Annotated in this window: 11 protein-coding genes; 3 read left to right on the top strand and 8 right to left on the bottom strand. The window is 58.2% G+C overall.

The genetic code is table 11. The features are described 5' to 3' along the window. Positions 1 to 370: 370 nt before the first annotated feature. From BLR08_RS03380 to BLR08_RS03355, 6 genes are all read right to left on the bottom strand, one after another. Complete coding sequence (locus BLR08_RS03380) at positions 371 to 2,605, bottom strand: glycoside hydrolase family 88/105 protein (RefSeq protein WP_072328222.1); 2,235 nt, start codon at positions 2,603 to 2,605, stop codon at positions 371 to 373. Between the two features lie 41 nt (positions 2,606 to 2,646). Next, entirely contained in the window at positions 2,647 to 3,912 is a 1,266-nt protein-coding gene (locus tag BLR08_RS03375; protein WP_072328221.1) for a hypothetical protein, read from the bottom strand. Between the two features lie 389 nt (positions 3,913 to 4,301). Further along, positions 4,302 to 5,102 carry a polysaccharide deacetylase family protein gene (locus BLR08_RS03370; protein ID WP_072328220.1) on the bottom strand — a complete coding sequence of 267 codons (801 nt, stop codon included), beginning with the start codon at positions 5,100 to 5,102 and terminating at the stop codon, positions 4,302 to 4,304. Positions 5,103 to 5,157: 55 nt separating this feature from the next. Next, positions 5,158 to 5,856 carry a DUF1961 family protein gene (locus BLR08_RS03365; protein WP_256257400.1) on the bottom strand — a complete coding sequence of 233 codons (699 nt, stop codon included), beginning with the start codon at positions 5,854 to 5,856 and terminating at the stop codon, positions 5,158 to 5,160. Positions 5,857 to 5,911: 55 nt separating this feature from the next. Continuing rightward, positions 5,912 to 8,527: an exo-rhamnogalacturonan lyase family protein gene (locus BLR08_RS03360; RefSeq protein WP_072328219.1), complete on the bottom strand. Its 2,616-nt coding sequence runs from the start codon at positions 8,525 to 8,527 to the stop codon at positions 5,912 to 5,914. A gap of 627 nt (positions 8,528 to 9,154) precedes the next feature. Then, the gene (locus tag BLR08_RS03355) at positions 9,155 to 10,357 is read right to left on the bottom strand and encodes an MFS transporter (protein WP_072328218.1); all 1,203 of its coding nucleotides are present in this window, start codon (positions 10,355 to 10,357) and stop codon (positions 9,155 to 9,157) included. A 174-nt stretch (positions 10,358 to 10,531) separates the two neighbouring features. On the opposite strand from BLR08_RS03355, the gene BLR08_RS03350 reads away from it, so the two are divergent. The 3 genes from BLR08_RS03350 (at position 10,532) to BLR08_RS03340 (ending at position 13,928) form a co-directional block, all read left to right on the top strand. Then, positions 10,532 to 11,134, top strand: coding sequence for a TetR/AcrR family transcriptional regulator (locus tag BLR08_RS03350; RefSeq protein ID WP_072328217.1), 603 nt, complete (start codon positions 10,532 to 10,534; stop codon positions 11,132 to 11,134). Between the two features lie 270 nt (positions 11,135 to 11,404). Continuing rightward, the gene (locus tag BLR08_RS31565) at positions 11,405 to 12,118 is read left to right on the top strand and encodes a helix-turn-helix transcriptional regulator (protein WP_256257399.1); all 714 of its coding nucleotides are present in this window, start codon (positions 11,405 to 11,407) and stop codon (positions 12,116 to 12,118) included. Positions 12,119 to 12,527: 409 nt separating this feature from the next. Beyond that, complete coding sequence (locus BLR08_RS03340) at positions 12,528 to 13,928, top strand: RsmF rRNA methyltransferase first C-terminal domain-containing protein (protein WP_072328216.1); 1,401 nt, start codon at positions 12,528 to 12,530, stop codon at positions 13,926 to 13,928. A gap of 308 nt (positions 13,929 to 14,236) precedes the next feature. Here the strand turns inward: BLR08_RS03340 and BLR08_RS03335 are convergent, their stop codons facing one another. Next, on the bottom strand, positions 14,237 to 15,292 hold the full coding sequence (locus BLR08_RS03335; protein WP_072328215.1) for a hypothetical protein: 1,056 nt from the start codon (positions 15,290 to 15,292) through the stop codon (positions 14,237 to 14,239). A gap of 209 nt (positions 15,293 to 15,501) precedes the next feature. Then, on the bottom strand, positions 15,502 to 16,329 hold the full coding sequence (locus BLR08_RS03330; RefSeq protein WP_371117073.1) for a Cof-type HAD-IIB family hydrolase: 828 nt from the start codon (positions 16,327 to 16,329) through the stop codon (positions 15,502 to 15,504). Positions 16,330 to 16,356 lie beyond the last annotated feature (27 nt).

The raw sequence follows: 16,356 nt of genomic DNA, 5'->3' as shown, positions 1-16,356 counted from the left end.
TCGCTTCAGTGAAGTTGAACTTTCTTGACTCTTAAGAAAAGCTCCTGATCGAAGCCGATTCGAGGAAGATACATCCGTGTTTTAGCGGTAGCTTTTCTTGCGAGCAGAAAGTTCCGTCTCGCTTTATCACTTCAGTGAAGTTGAACTTTCTTGACTCTTAAGAAAAACCTTGCTCCGAGTCCCTTCAAAGCGGTTTTGGGGCGGCAGCTTGCGGGCGGAAGACCGCGCCGCTCGCTTCCCCCTGCGCCGTGCGCGCCACAGCGCGCCGGCCGCTTGGGCGAAGCTAAACTTCCCCTTGGCCCGCACGCGCGGAAAAGCCCCGCCGGCCACAAATAGGCGCAGCGGGACTCGGTTGATTCCCTATCATTTCTTATGACCGGATAAAGGCTTTCAGCTTAAGCGTCTCGATCCCGGCAAGCAGCACGATCCCTATGCCGTGCGTATCGTTGAGCTGCCACGTCAGCTCGTCTTTGTAGTAATACTTGGAATAGGAATAGCCGGAGCCGCGGCATACGCCATATACATTGCCATGCTTGTCGATGCAGCGGGCGGCAAGTCCCTCCCAGCCGCGGAACACGGCGCGTACGTAGGGCCCGGGATCAGCCAGCCAGCCGAACCTCGCACCCCGGGCGAAGGCATACAGAAACATCGAGGTGCAGGAGGCCTCCTCATAGGATTCCGGATCGGTCAGCACCTGATGCCATAGCCCGTGCCGTCCTTGCAGGCGCAGATATCCCTCGCACAGCTCCCGATAAAAAGCAACCAGCTCTGCGCGCAGCTCGTGGCTCTCAGGCATAACGGCCAGCAGCTCGCTTAGCGAGAACAGCACCCAGCCGTTGCCGCGTCCCCATGCCACCCCGTTCGGCTTGCCGAACTTGGCATCGTACACATGGTGCATAATTTGCAGATCGGGCATGAACAGCCGGCTGCGGTACAGCAGGAATTGGCGGGCCGCATCGTCCAGATAAGCCTGCTCTCCGCTCAGCTCGAAATACCCGCACAGGAACGGCACGCTCATGTACAAATCGTCGCACCACATCGTTCCCTGCATGAAATCGGTCGTGCCCCGAACCCGGTACAAGGCCCCGTCCGGCATCCTGTCCTGCTCGAGCGCGATGTAGCGGGCTATGCGCTCCGCCGCTTCCTCCGCTCCTTGCAGCTTGCGTTCTTTATGCGTCTGCAGCATGGCTGCGCCAAAGGAGCCGCAATCGTCCAGGCTGTCGATCAGCGCAAGCTGATGATTGACTCCCGGCGAGCCGTATTTCGCCTGATCCCATCTTGCGTAGCTGTCCAGCCGGGTGCACAGCTCGATATGTTCGGCTGCATAATCGATATAATGCCGGACGCCGAGCTGCTGCCCTGTCCGGAGCAAGCCGTACAAGGTCACCCCTAGCGGGTAATTCCATTTGCCGAACATGCCGTTTTCCAGAAACGGCCGCACCCAGGTGAAAGGGCGGTCTGCCCGCCAGTACACATAAGCATCCCCTTTGTCGGCAGAAGGGAACGGAGCTGTCAGCCCCTCACGCTCCGGCCGGCTCGCGCTTCGGGAGAACGCCCGGTCCAGCCGTGTCACTTCACCCGGCTCCGGCACCGCGCCGGTTTCGAAGGGACCCAGATACAGCCACGGCTCCGCAAGCCCCTCTACCGGATACGGCTTCTCAAAGCGGGCCATCGAGCCTTCTGCCAACGGCTGCCATGCGATTCCCCAGCCCAGTTCATCCTTCTCCGGGCGGGCCGAGCGGATCAGCAGATCATGTTCCCCGAAGGCAGCCCGGAGCACGAGATGGAAGTCTCCTTCTCCCTCGTATACCTGCCGGCCATCCAGATACAGTGCCGTTTGGCCATGGCTGGTTCCGCTAAGCTCGATCTGCTGAGGACCTATGCCGTCCACGATCAGCTTCGTCCAGGCAAAGGCTATTTGTCCTGGCGACCCGCCAAATATCCGGGCGAAGCAGCCCTTCTCCAGCTCTGCCTGCGGCCAGCTCGCCTCCGGCAGCCAGCGGCGGGATAGAGCCTCAGCCTCTGCGCCAGGGGACGGGAACTCCGGCCAGGCGGCCGACTGCGGTTCGCTGTACACCCATCCTTCCTGCCCGTCTCGCTCGGGGGTAGGAGCCAGATAATGCAGAGGAGCGCCCTTGATCGAGCCTGTGCCGAATCTTCCGCCGCATCCGGTGCCGGTTTTGACAAATTCCAGCACCACATGATTCCAGCCTTCCAGCAGCGGCGCACGGAACCAGGCGGCCCGATCCGGGAATACATCGTCGTTCAGATTCGAACGGAATACAGTCGCTCCATTAAATATGACGCGCGCCGGCCCGTAGCAGCTTAGGCTGAATGGAAGCTCAGCAGCCTGATCGCTCCACAGCCTGCTCCAAACATAGACGTATTGGCCGTCCGCCAGATTGGTCAACCGCTCCTCCATATTCATTTCATACCGGTAATCGGCGCTCCGGCGGAAGCCGTCCGTCCGGTAAGTCCGGTATACGGGCGGCTGCTTCGGATGCGAGCCGATATACCGGTTGGCAACGGCGGTCAGCACCGCCTCCGTTTCTCCGCCGCTCGTGCGCGCTATCGAATTGTGCTTGTCAAAATAAGGCTGCTGCATAGCAATGTTCTCCCTCCGCGCTAGTTCTCGCCTCCCTCATCTTACGCTTCCCCGCCCGGATACAGGGTGGAGCTGTACAGCCTCTTTGGCTGCGGCAGCGGCTGCCCGGGTACGGCTGCTGTCAGATCGCGCGGGCGGCTCGCGTAAATATAGGCCGCTTCGCGGTCGTAGAGGATGACCTGCTCGCGCCCGTCGCCAAATAGATCGGCATGCGCCGCATAGCCGTCTACGGAAAATTCCGCTACGACGTTCATATGACCGTCATACAGCGCAGGAAATACTCCGCCGCCCCGTCTGTAAGCTAAAATGTAGTCCAGAGGGCCATCATCCCATCCACCCAGCGTCTCGATAATCGTCAGCCAGCCTCCGGTCTTGCGATCTTCCTTCCAGAGCTCTCTTCCCTCCGCGTCGAGAAGGAACAAGGCGTCCTTGCCGTTTGTGCTGAATGTCTCGCCCGTGTCTCCCCGCACGATCCGGTCCAGACCCGCGATCTGCAGCCCCGGAAGATCGCTCCGGAACTTGCCCAAGGCCACGTGCTGGGATTCGATCGAGCCGTCATACCGCCACAGCTCCCTTCCTCGCTTATCGTACATCACCGTCACGCTGCCGCCGATGACCAGCTCGGGCTCCCCGTCTCCATTTACATCCCCGATCCAGATGCAATCTGCATGATCCTCCAGATCGTGGCAGCTCCACAGCTTGCGGCCGCGGTGATCCAGCAAATCATAGCCGGCCATCACCTCATCCCGGCCGTCTCCATCCAAGTCATACACCCATGGAAAATGCCCGGGGTTGCCTTCATGAGTCCACAGCGGCTGAAGCCGGCTGTCGAGCGCCCACATCCGGCGGTAGCGGTCTTTCAGAATAATATCGCTCGCCCGCTCGCCGCCGCTCAGATTCGCAATGATGATGCAGTCATGGGCCTCCGGATCAGGCAGAGCATACTCGGCCTTCACCCGGCCGCTCTCCCCGTCCAGCAGCCGGAAGCGGCCGTCCATCACGCATAGCACCTCAAGTTTGCCGTCTCCGTCCAAATCGTAGAGCTGCGCCGGATAATCCGAGCCTGGTCCCCCCGCCTGTTCGCTTGGCTCGCCGGTCTGCCAGAGCAGCCGCCCCTCCAGATCGTAAGCCGTCACACACTGAACCTGATGCGGAATGTACCGGACATCCTGGCGGTCGTCGGGCTGGACCAGCACCAGCTCCATCCGGCCGTCTCCATTGATATCGCCGATCAGCAGCTTGCAGTTCGGACCCGCCTCCCGGATCCCGACTTGGCCGAGCAGTACGGCGCTTGTCTTGTTTGTCATTTCTCTCTGCCTCCTCTTCCAGATAACTAACCGCATCATAGAACATGGGGCGGAAAGCCGGCAATCATACTTTTTTGCCCGGGAAGACTGGCGTAGTTTGCACTATTTTGGGCGGCTGCCACTTTATTGCACGCCTGCATGACGGCATGACAAATAGCCTTATACCGCTCCGAGCAGGACTCGGGGATTCGGTATAAGGCATAAGAGAGGCGGACTGCCAGCCGCCGGAGAAATTTTAGCCCGGCAGCCGCAACCCGCCATGGAGAAAACTGCTGCCGCTGGGTCGTTCCTCGCCCAGACGTATAAAGCTCCGCCCAAGGAGAAGACGGAGCCTTCCCGCAGAGCCGTTTGTCATGGGCAGCTTGCGGCGGCAGACGGCGACTCGGCTCCTACAGCAGGCTGGTCTGCACGCCGCCCTTGGCCTCGACCGGCTGCCCATCCACGCTCAGCCAAACGGAGCTCGCCCCCGGATTCCAGACGAACTCTTGGGAGGCGGAAAATTTCAGCTGGCGGAACGCCTGAACATAATCGTAAATCTCCATATTCGTCGCATACCAGATGTCGTCGCGTCCCCCTGCATATTCGCAGAACTGCTCGATTAGCTCCCAGTTATCGTCGTTATCGAACTCGTAGCTATGTCCCCATACGTACATCAAGTACAAATATTGCTGCTTGTGCAGGCCGATAAACGTCTCCGCCAGCTTCATCAAATCACGCTTATGATGGCAGGTCGGCTTCCACTCCAGCCAATCGTCCGGCATGGCGAACGTTCCTGTCGTTTCGACGACGCGGGCGTATTCGATGCCCAGATAAGGCAGCATCTCCTTGATCTGCCGGTTGAACGACCCGTTCGGATACGACATGCCCCGCACCGTATAACCGAAGATGCGCTCCAGATTTTTGCGATCCTCCGTAAATTCGTACACGAGCTGCTCCTTGGAGCAGCGGGCGATCGTCGGATGCGTCAGCGTGTGCGCGGATACCTCATGCCCGGCGTACAGCTGAAGCGCTTCCTCTTCCGTTAGCCTGTCCCCCGCTCCGAACAAACCCGAATTGAGATGAAAGGTGCCCTTGATACCGCTGCGGTTCAAAATGCTTACAAGCCTCCGGTCCGCCGTCCTCCCGTCGTCGTAGCTGAGCGTCAGCGCCTTGTGCTTGCCCCCCGGATAACATAATAATACTTTGCGCATGCCTGGCCTGCCTCCATTTCCAAACTTTATTTGCCTTGACTTTATTGTAAATTCTTCATCGAAGCGCATATACCTTCAAATTCGCATATTCGGCGATCAGCGGGGCCATCTGGCGAAAGCCGATCGCTCCTCCTCCGAGCAGCGGTCCATAGGAGAGGCCGTCATCCGTCCAATCGAAGATCGGAAGCCGGTTTACGCAGAAGCGTACGTTCCCGCCCTGCTTGCGCAGGCTTAACCGGTACGGTCCGGCTGCATCCGCAATTCCCGGGATCGGGTCAGCGCCTTGCGCCACCAGGTGAAAGCCGTAGCTTTTGCGCAGGTTGCACGTATGAAAGCTCCGCTCGCTGGGCCACATCCGACGAAAGTAAGACACATGGAACGCATCGATATCGCCGTGATGGTACAGCTCATATTCGCCCGTCCGCTTCGCCAGCGCGCCGTCGAGCACATCCTGTCCTTCCCGGCCGCGGGCGGCAAAAAACAAAATTGCCAGGCCCGGCTCCCGGATCGGCCAAAACTCCCATTCCACGAGCACATCTGCGGGAAACGTTTCGGGGCACCAATAGACGAAGTTCGAACGCTGCCCCTGCTCGGGGCTCAGCTTGCTCTCCAGCCGCATTCTGCCCAGCGGAAATGAAACAGCCGCCTCCCCCTCCTGCCGAAAGCCGGCCGTATCCTCCGCCGATGCGAGCGGGTTATGGTACAGAAGCTTGAGGTTCTCCTCCTGCTCCGGATATTCGATATCATTGACCACTCGGTATTCCTCTCCTTCCTTGTTCGCTCCGGATGCATGCCGCCTCCGGAAGGCGTCACTCGGGTATTTCCGTCGTCGGCAGTGCATCCGGGATCAGCTCCAGGCACATGATGACATTCAGGCACCATTGCGATGCCGTATTCGTGCTCATCCACGGAATTTCACGGATCGGCCGGATCGTTTCCAGCGCGGGAACCGCCTCCGTCTGCAGCGGTATGCGAATCTGCCAATGTGTCCGCTCTTGCAGCAGAAGTCTCCATGCCTCCCCGGCCAAGGCCGGATTGCCGCGCTTGACGGACGAATACGCCATCAGCGGCGCAGCCAGCATCGGTATATTCCAGTCTTTTCCGGGGATGTCGCCGTCCGTTCGGCGCTGCTTTTCCTCGGGCGGCAGCGTGTAAAACTCTCCGTATTCGGCCACCATGTCCTCCCACTGCGGGTCCTTCAAAAGGCGGGCCAGCTCCAGCCATACCTGCGTGCCGCCCATGCAAATCATCAGATGATGGCCCCAGTTCTCATGTCCCATCCACTGAAGCTCGCCCGTGTGCGGATCGTAGCCGAATACCGGCCCGGTCAGCAGGCCATGCTTCAGACGCTTCAAGCTGTCGATACCCGTCAGCAGCTTGTCGCGGTAGAAGGTATCCTCATGACGTTCCCAGCGGGTCAGCCAGTTCGATGCGAATGCCGTCCAGTCCGGTCCGCTTCGCGCATGCGTAGGAAATTCATCCTTCGGATAATAGGAACGCATCGGGTCCAGCCGGGCCGTCGCATAGTCCGCATCCTTGAACTCATCCATCATTTCGCCGACACGCTCATCCGCCGTCAAATAATAAAACATCGTATGCAGCCCTGCCATGCCGATCCGCGCTTCCTTGCAGCCGCAGCCCCAATGCACGACATTATGCCGCGAGCCGAGTCCCGCGTATTCGCCGAAGCGATACACGTCCACCTCGCTCGTATGACGGGTCATCGCCTCCGCCATCCGGAACGCATCCGCGCTGCCGGTGCGCAGGAAGGTATACCAGAGCCACAGATTCGGTGCAAGCTCCGTGTTTTGCCAGGCGCAGCCTCCGATGTCATAACGCCAGGTGTGGCGCACCGGATCATAGCTGTGCATCACATCGCCGAAGTCCCAGAAGCCGTACCAGCGCCGCTGCTCCACCTCATCCCGGTAAAAGCAAAACACCTGCTCCAGCCCTTCCTCCAGCCAGACTTTCGTCTCCGTCGAACGGTCAGGCAAGCTCCATAACCCGGCGGCGCCGGAGCTGTGATAATATTCCGGCTCACAGACAAGCAGAGGCGGCTCTTGCTTCGCTTCCGTCATCTCCGCAAGCAGCGTATGCGAAGGAGTCTCGCGCAGACACCAGACCGTCAGCTCGCTCGTATGTCCGACGCCGTAGGGACTGCTGCGCAGCTCGTCAAAGCCTTCGTAGGCGGATAACACATGTGTCTCGGTATCATAATGCCGCAGATCCATCGCCTCCGCGTCGGGAGACCAGAACCAAGCCGTCATCGCTGCCGTGTCGCCCGCCATGCCGGTCACTTCGAGCGAAGCCGGGCATTGCTGCCAGAAGCTGCGCATCCCGACCGCGAGACCGCCCTTCGCCCCGCCGGCATAAAGCAGCCCGCCCGCTCTAGCTCCATATGCGGCGTGAATCCAGCTGCAGCCCGCTTTTGTCCGCTTGCGGATCGCATAGGAATCGGGAGACAGCTGAGTCAGCTTGAAGCTGTCCCATACCGCCAGATCATCCACCAGACTCATAAACGACGCATCTTCCTCCGGGTCAAAGCCGATCGTCTCCCCCGCCAGCTGCCGTTTATGCAGCTCGGCATACCGGCCCGCCGTCCGGAAGGTTTCCAGACCTTTCGGCGACTCCGCAAAAAAGCCCGTATCGCCGGCCAGACGCACATGCCGATTGTACAGCTCCCCGTCCAGCGGCACGTCGAAGCGCAAACCGAGCCCTTTGACATAGTCGCGCTCCGGGTCGCCGTCGTAATGGAACGTATACACCGCCTTGATGGACGGTTGACCGGTATATAGATAGAAACGCAGCGTGAAAGGCAGCCAGGACGCTCCGCCCGCGACCGGCCGATGCTTCCCGTCGACTTTGACCGCCGTCCGCACCTCGCCCATCTGCTCCACCGCCGCTTGCGTGATGACGCTCTCAAGCGGCTCGCGGCGGCAAACGGCTGTCTCAGTCCCGGCTTCCATGCTCCGCTCCTCCCGGATAGCCGTCAACCGGGCGCCGGAGCAAACGACCTCCCCGGAAGCCGAGTGGGTGATCCGGCTGATCAGATCAGTTCCGGTCTTGGCGAACCGGCACTTGATCGCGCCGTTATCCACCTCGATCCAGGCTTCAGATTCCTTCAGCGTGACGGGCTTCTCGGGCCGGAACGGCCGTCCGGGCGCAAGCTCAAACCTGCTGCCTGCTGCCCCGGCTTCCCATGCGGCGGCATGCGCCGTCCACTTCACGCTGCCATCCGGCCAATAGGCGGTTGGCCAGCTTTGCACAGCCAGCTCCCTCCCTTGCCCGTCCCGCAAAGCAAGGGTCTCCTCCCGCTGCAGCTTTCCTTCCGCCCAAGGCACTCCCCAGGTGACGCCCGTCCCTTGCGTCTCGCCGGACCGCTCCCGCAACCACTTCAGCCGCACCGATTCAGTTACTCCCACCATTCGCCTAACCTCCTCGTTATGCTTATGTCAGGGAGACTATACCCCGGCCGCTGCTTTCCGGCAACCTGACAATATTGCTTCGGCGCGCAAGCTCCCTTGCACTTTTTTGTCCGGCTAGCAGATTATTGAGCGGACGGTAGAGCGGCGGCACGGGGCTGTCGCTCTGTCTCTCTGTCAGGCAGCGGTAAGCCTTCTACGGAAGCACGGGGTGCTGCAAAGTAGGTACGATTTTTCGTACAACCGTGATCGTTCCGCGAGATCGTTTTAGCTTGTTATACGATTTAACGTATAAAACATGCACTACATCCGTCTATTTAAGGCTGCTTATACGGTTTTACGTATAAATTTCATCCTTTCCACATGGAGAGCTAACCGTTTGGATGGTTTTTCGCACAAAACTGTCTCTGCTCCGAGAACAGCCATGGAAACGCTCCTCACAAGCTCCTTTTCCCGACTTGACATGGCCAAAGTTCTGACGGTTTCCAGGGTGGAGTTGCTGCCAAAACCTGCCTGACGAGGATTTTCACCGCGCTATGGCGGTTAATGATGAAGTAAAACTCGCAAACAAAAACCGCCCCGGAACCTATCGTCCGGGACGGCTTTTCGGAATATGAGCTTCAGCGCGGACTAGCCGCCAACTGTGCTGCGCAAGTCCTTGCGTCCCCATTTGAAAGAGATCGCGAAGCTGGCGACCAGTACGGCTGCGCCGAGCAGGTAAGGAATATGAATATGCACATCGAACAAAATTCCCGCGACCGCCGGACCGAATATATTGCCCAGGCTCATATACGCGTTGTTCATCCCGGCCACGAAGCCCTGCTCCTCGCCGGCCATCTTGGACAGCAGCGTGTTGATCGCCGGCCGGAGAATGGACGTAAACGTAAAGAACAGCATCGTAACCCCCAGCACATACCAAAAGTTGCCCGACAGCAGCATCAGCACGAGACAGGCCGCCGATAACAGGAACGTCAGATTGATCAGCAGCTTTTCGCCGAAGCGGTTCAGCAGCTTGCCGATCAGCACCGCCTGAATCACGGCGCCGATCAGGGCTCCGACCGTAATCAGAATGGAAATATCAAGCGCATCGAACCCGTATTTCTGATCCACAAACAACGGGAAGATGGCTTCGAAATTCGCCAGTCCAAAGGTCAAAGTAAAGATCAGCACGAGCAGCACCAGATAAGGGGCACGGAACGACTGAGCGAACTGCCGGAAAATATTTTCCCGCTTCGCCTCTCTGGAGCGGGCTTGGTGCCTAAGCTCCTCAGACAGCGTCTCCGGCAGCATCAGCAATGAGATCAGCATCGCTGCGACGCCGACTCCCGAAGATACGTAGAAAGGCGCGCGAATCCCCAGTTCGGCCAAAAACCCTCCGATGCCGGGTCCGATGACGAAGCCAAGGGACATCGCGGCGCCCAGCAGCCCCATTCCCTTGCCGCGGTTCTCATCATTTGTCACATCGGCTACATAGGCCATCATCGAAGGGATCATCGCCGCCGCCCCGATGCCGCCTATGAATCTCGATAAGTAGAGCATCCAGACGCTTTCCGCGATCGCAAACAGCAGATTCGACAGCGAGAACAGAAGCAAGCCCGCGACTATAAGCTTCTTGCGTCCGAATTTATCGGACCACTCTCCGGCGATCGGAGAGAAAATAAACTGAGTCAGGCCAAACGCCGAGACCAAGTAGCCGGCAGTCGCTCCCCCGGCATTGAAATGCTTCAGAAATTCCGGAAGCACAGGAATAATAAGACCGATGCCGAGCATAGCGATGAACATATTGATCATCAGCACGGTCAGCGGACCTCGTTGTATAGCTGGTGCAGACATTACGGTTTCTCCTTTTCTTTCTCTTATATAGTCCTATCCATTCAAAAGTATAGATTACAAATTGACTTTAAGTCAATCTGTAATCTCAAGCCAAACCAGCGCGCCTTGACAGTTCGGATGAGCACTTCTATCATGTGTACTAAGAAATCAGCGCCTCGGAGGGGAGACGGAGATGTGGCACGCAACGTAGAAAAGGATCAGGAGCTGCGCAAAGAACGCTGTCAGCAGATATTGGCCGCAGCTGTCGAGCTGTTCGTCAAAAAAGGAGTGGCTGCGACCAAAATCTCCGATATCGCCGCCAAAGCCGGAATCAGTCACGGGCTAGTGTATAATTATTTTCGCTCCAAGGAAGAAATCTATCTTTCGCTGCTCGAGACGAATCTGAACAGCTTCCAATGGCTGCTTGACGAGGCGCTTGCCGAGCCGTTGTCCGCCTACGACAAGCTGCTCCGCGTATTGGACAGGCTGTACGCCTGGAGATGGGAGGAGGCCAAATTCCATCATTTGTTTATGGAGCAGCTGATGATGTCGGATTCCGTCTCAGAGGAGCTGCAGCAGTCCGTCCAAGTCAAATCGCTTGAAAGTCTGGATCGGGTCGCCGCTTTATTCAGCGAAGCCCAGGCCGACGGCATGCTGCGAGAGGGCGATCCCCGGGAGCTGGCCTTCTACTTGCTGACCTTGGCTCAGGCGTCCCTGATTGCGGAATCGAGAGGACTGCAGTTCAGATCCGAACATTCGCCTCATCATGTGATGCGATTTTTCCTCAAGCAGCCTTGAATCATCTTAGGCCGAGTCATCCTAGGCCCAATCATCTCAACAAAATCATCTCAAGCCAATGAAAAGTCTGCCGCGGACCGTTTTGCTTTGCCCAAGCTTCGGTCTTTTTGCCGTTCCTGCCCCCTCGAACGATGGTTCCCTCCTCCATTGCTCCATCCCCACCTTTCATTGTGCTTCCCGGAGTTTACTGCTAATATAAAAATATTAACCAACATTTACCTCTTGCGCGAACCCGGCTATTTATTCCAATAGATAATGAAGGTGTCGACGATGCATTTTTATGAACAATTGAAAGGCATGCGCAGAACGAAAGGCTTTACGATCCGCGAGCTGGCCGACCGTTCAGGCGTATCGGCCGCCTATATCTCCCAGCTTGAGAACGGCAACCGGGGCGTCCCTTCACCCGATGTGCTGATGAAGCTATCCGAAGGCTTGAACGCTCCGTATACAGAATTGATGAAAATCGCCGGCTACCTGGAGCCCCCTGCTGATACCAAAAGCGATGCCTCCCGGAAGCCGCATATCAATCTGCGCCGCTTCCTTCAAGAGAATGAGTTGATCTTCGACGGCATTGAGCTGACGGAGCAGGATAAGGAATGGATCGAACGTGTGCTGACAGCGATGTTCTGGAGGGACAAGCAGCAATTGCCAGCCTCCGGGGGAACGCCCGCAAGTTTGCCACAAGAGACGGCCGGTTTAAACGATGCGGCAGAGCAAGCCGGGTCCGGCACGGAAAATGGAACCGCTTCGGGCAACGGCGGGGCTTCGGAGGAGGACGCGAACAGACCGACGAGCAGCGGCGAGACTTCGGTGGAGAACGCGAAAAGACCGGCGAGCAGCGACGAGGCTTCGGCGGATAGTAGCGGTGAGCCGGCACAGCAGCCCGCCGGGAAATCCGCGGGAAAAGAGGCCGGTTCTCCTGGCGCTGCCAAGCCCCGCAAAAGCAAAAAGAAGGCGCCGTCCACGTTCTCTGACCCCAAGTGAAGATAGGACCGCTTCCCCTTCTGACAGGCAAAGATACCGTCAGGGCTTATCCCTCATCGCAAGGCTTGCCAGACAAACAGGAGCAGCCAGCTAGTCGCCCGCTGCCTGTTCCTATGCAAAAAAACTCCCTCGCATTCTTCTTCCGCACCGGGCTCAGCACGCGTCCGAGGGCCGCGCCTGGAAGCTGCGGTCCCTGGCCCGAACCGGCCGGTTCGCCTTATCCGACCGGGCATCGCTCATGAAGCCTAATAGGGCTCTCATGTTTTCCGGCTTCCTTTCCATATCAAACGTTGGCACCAAAAACTGTCTGAACGATACCATGCCGCCGGACTTCTCACAGACCGGTCCAAGCTAGTATAATGAAGGCTGCACGCCATATGCCTTGTTATGGAAAGGAGCATTCGCTCGCATGTCCCCTACTTTACCTCCATCGTTTCTGAACCAAATGCGAAGCCAACTGCAGGAGGAGGCGGAAGCATTCATCCGCTCTTATGACCAGCCCCGTACTTACGGGCTTCGCCTGCATACACATAAACTCGCCGCTAACTCTCCCCGGCTGTTGTCGGGGCTGATCGAGGAATTTGACCTGACTCCCGTTCCCTGGTGCGGCACGGGATATTATTACCCGGAGACGGCAAAACCCGGCAAGCATCCGCTTCATGCGGCCGGGGCCTATTATATTCAAGAACCGTCCGCGATGTCGGCGGTAGAGCTGCTTGACCCCCAGCCCGGGGACGTCGTTCTCGATCTGGCTGCGGCGCCCGGGGGCAAATCCACCCAGATCGCGGACAAGCTGCAGGGGCAGGGCCTGCTGATCACCAACGAAATCCATCCGGCCCGGGCTAAAATATTATCCGAAAACATCGAACGCATGGGCATCGCGAATGCCGTCGTCGTCAGCGCTGCACCGCAGCAGCTCGCGGAGCGCTTTCCCCGTTTCTTCGACAAGCTGATGGTCGATGCGCCCTGCTCCGGGGAAGGCATGTTCCGCAAAGACCCCGATGCCATAAGCGAATGGTCGCCCGCCCATGTGGAGATGTGCGCAGCCCGGCAGCTCGATATTCTGCAATCGGCCGTTGCCATGCTGAAGCCGGGCGGAAGGCTTGCTTATTCCACCTGTACATTCAATGAACAGGAAAACGAACAAACCGTAGCCGCCCTGCTTGCCGGCTTCCCTGCCCTGCGGCTGCTGCGCACGGAGCGGATCTGGCCTCATCTGGAGCAGGGCGAAGGGCATTTTGTCGCGCTGCTGGAGCTGCAGAACGAGCTTGACGACCGCGAGGCCGGCAAACAAGCCGAGCCTCGCAGCAGTGCAGCGCCCGCCAGAAGCAAGAGGGGAGCCAAGCCCGAAGAAGAAGGCATGCTTCTATTCGCTCAGCTCGCCGATAATATCGGAGGCCCGGGCTATGCGGCCGAGCTGCAGGAGGAGCTCGGCAAAGGTTCTCCGCTTCTTTTCGGCGATCAGCTGTATTGGCTGCCGGCCGGACCCGGCAGCGGCTTCTCCCCTGAGCTGCTTCAGGGGCTGAAGGTACTGCGTCCCGGCCTGCATCTGGCTGAGCTGAAGAAAGACCGGGCAGAGCCTGCCCACGCGCTGGCTCTGGCGCTGACCGGCCCTATTTTCAGTCGGGCCCGACAGCTGCAGCTGACTGCCTCGCAGGCCGAGCGCTACCTGAGAGGCGAAGCGCTCGAAGCCGCTGATGCTGCCGCCGGGTGGACGCTTGCGGTCTATGAAGGGCTGCCTCTGGGATGGGGCAAGGCAAGCGGAGGGCAGCTGAAGAACCATTACCCGAAGGGGCTTCGCCGCGCCTGATAAATTAGCAAGCGGAGAGACAAGAACAAGGAATGCCGGTGAGCGTGGAGCCATTTGCATCGCCTCGCGGAGCTCCCGACTTCGCTTTTAAGACGCCGGCGGGCTTATACGGCCCACTCGCCCTCCATTTGCCTGCTCCAAGACTGCCGGAGGGCTTCCATCCGCGAGTGCGAGCGGGTCACCGGAAAAAATATCGGGTGCAAGCTGCGCTCAACCCTCCCTCTTTTCATTACGCCCTACTGATCCCCGATCAACAAGAAAGGACCGATAGAACGTTTGAGTTCCCGTCGGTCCTTCCTCTTTTACTGCTAATGCACCTGCTCCGTCTCGAACAGCACCTCTTCAATCAGCCGGTTGCGGTGCATCATGGACAGATTGATCGCCTCGTAGTCCTTCTCCTTGTCCAGCTCTTCCATCAGCAGTGTAGCGATCAACTCGCGGTCGCCTTCGCTGCCCGGCTCACGGAAGTCGATGAACCCGGTCAGCTGCCGCTGGCTGATATCGACGGTTGCCCAGCCGATCGGCAGCCCGCCGTGCGACTGCTGATAGATCTCATACGTCAGCACGTCCCCGTCATCACGGGCCAGCACCACCGAATAATCGCTTGAGGGATCGAATTCTTCGTCCAGCTCAGCCAAAACTGGCGCCGCTTCCTCACTGTCCGGGAGCAGCTGCTCATGAGTCAGCTCGATCGTTTCGATCACCTCATTGTCATACATCATATGAATCACGAACGTATCGATCTCGTCCTCATCAAAATCAAGCACCAGAAGGTCGGCGACGGTATCAAGCGCCTCTTCCTCCGGCTCAAGCAGCCAATGAACGGAGCCCGTTACATCCGCTTCTTCTATATGGAGGAAAGCTTCCGCAAGCCAATTCTCAGCCTCGTCATAGATATGATATTCGAGCAAATCCTCGTCTTCGCTCACAAGCACAAGCTCCAGGCCGCCCATCGAATAATCTTCACGATACTCGGCCCCTTCATCCTCGAGGTTCGCATCGTGATCGATCCAGTCCGTATCATAATCGAAATCCTCATCAGTCGACGTCCAGCCCCTCTCCTCGAACTCAGCGGCAGGCTGCGCCGTTATCACATGATCGAAGCTGCTGTAGGTCGCCATAATCTCGCATTCGCGCGCATCGATCGAATCGCTGAATGCTTGCACATAGTCATGGACCGCGCGGAACACCTCTTCTTTTTCCGTGTCTGAGAGCATTTCTCTCTCCAGCTGCAGAGAACCTGCCAGGCGCGCGGCCTCCCGGTAAACGATCGTTAATGTGCCTGCGAACCGATTGTTATAGAGCACATCACAAACTTCTCCGCCCGCCGTTTTCAAGTCCGGCCTAATCATTACGCTGCTCATTCGGGTTCCCTCCTTGATGTTCTATTCGATGGTTGGATTTACACTTCCCGCTTAGCATGTCCTTCCTCCTATGCCTGCTATGCGCCAGCTTCCCCGTTATTCGCAAGCCGATACCGATTCTTGGCGGGCACCCATAACCTGTAAATTCTAAAACAATGCAAGAAACGGTCCGGGGTTATCCCGAACCGTCTCTTTTGCTTCGCTGCCCGCTACTGCCGACTTCCGACGGAAGCCAGAGGAGCCAGCACATGCTTGACCAGCGCCGCGTGCACGCCTTCATTATTGTTCGACAAGGTGACCTCATCAGCCGCTTGCTTCACTTCGTCCGGCGAGTTATCCATCGCAATGCCCAGCCCCGCATAGCGAATCATATCCAGATCGTTATAATAATTGCCAATGGCGATAATTTCCTCAGCCTTGATCCCCCAAGAATCGGCCAATTGCTTCAGCGCGGCACCCTTGGAGGAACCCGCCAGCATCACATCGATAAATTCGATTCCGCTGCGCGTATGATGGAACGTCGCCGGCAGCGCCAGCTCCGTAAGGAGCGCCTGCTCCAGCCGGTCCATCTGCTCGCCTTGGCCGGACATCGTAAATTTGACGATGCCGTCCATAACCAGCACATCCGCGGCGAGCTTCGGCTCGATCAGGAAGAGCTCATACATGGACAGCGTATCCTTCTCCGCTTTCTCGATAAACAAATCGAGAGGCGTGTTGGCGTCAAAGTGAATGCCGTTAGCCCGGCAATAAGCAACCAGCCGCTCCAGCTCCTTCATCGGAAATCCGGCGGCATTCAAAACCTGCGGACCCGGCGTTTGTACGGTTGAAGCTCCGTTATGGGTAATCAGCACGCCTTCAATCCCGAGCTGCTCCAATAGAGGAATAGCGCTGGCGGGACTGCGGCCCGTGCAGAGAACGATGCGCAGTCCGGCCTGCTGCACGTCGCGCAGCGTACGGATTGTTGCCATGCTAAGCTGATGGTTATCGTCGAGCAGCGTACCGTCTACATCTAGGGCTACCAGCCGGTAATTCATCATGGATCCACTCCTGTTTGTATCTATAAA

It is taken from the genome of Paenibacillus sp. cl123 (assembly GCF_900101595.1).
Classification (GTDB): domain Bacteria; phylum Bacillota; class Bacilli; order Paenibacillales; family NBRC-103111; genus Paenibacillus_G.
This window is presented reverse-complemented; position numbering and strand designations above follow the sequence as displayed.

Bases quoted from the DNA above. Each gene is read 5' to 3' on its own strand.
- BLR08_RS03340 (WP_072328216.1), top strand. From the start codon at position 12,528: ATGTCCCCTACTTTACCTCCATCGTTTCTGAACCAAATGCGAAGCCAA.
- BLR08_RS03360 (WP_072328219.1), bottom strand. From the start codon at position 8,527: ATGGTGGGAGTAACTGAATCGGTGCGGCTGAAGTGGTTGCGGGAGCGG.
- BLR08_RS03335 (WP_072328215.1), bottom strand. From the start codon at position 15,292: ATGAGCAGCGTAATGATTAGGCCGGACTTGAAAACGGCGGGCGGAGAA.
- BLR08_RS03380 (WP_072328222.1), bottom strand. From the start codon at position 2,605: ATGCAGCAGCCTTATTTTGACAAGCACAATTCGATAGCGCGCACGAGC.
- BLR08_RS03355 (WP_072328218.1), bottom strand. From the start codon at position 10,357: ATGTCTGCACCAGCTATACAACGAGGTCCGCTGACCGTGCTGATGATC.
- BLR08_RS03375 (WP_072328221.1), bottom strand. From the start codon at position 3,912: ATGACAAACAAGACAAGCGCCGTACTGCTCGGCCAAGTCGGGATCCGG.
- BLR08_RS03370 (WP_072328220.1), bottom strand. From the start codon at position 5,102: ATGCGCAAAGTATTATTATGTTATCCGGGGGGCAAGCACAAGGCGCTG.
- BLR08_RS31565 (WP_256257399.1), top strand. From the start codon at position 11,405: ATGCATTTTTATGAACAATTGAAAGGCATGCGCAGAACGAAAGGCTTT.
- BLR08_RS03330 (WP_371117073.1), bottom strand. From the start codon at position 16,329: ATGATGAATTACCGGCTGGTAGCCCTAGATGTAGACGGTACGCTGCTC.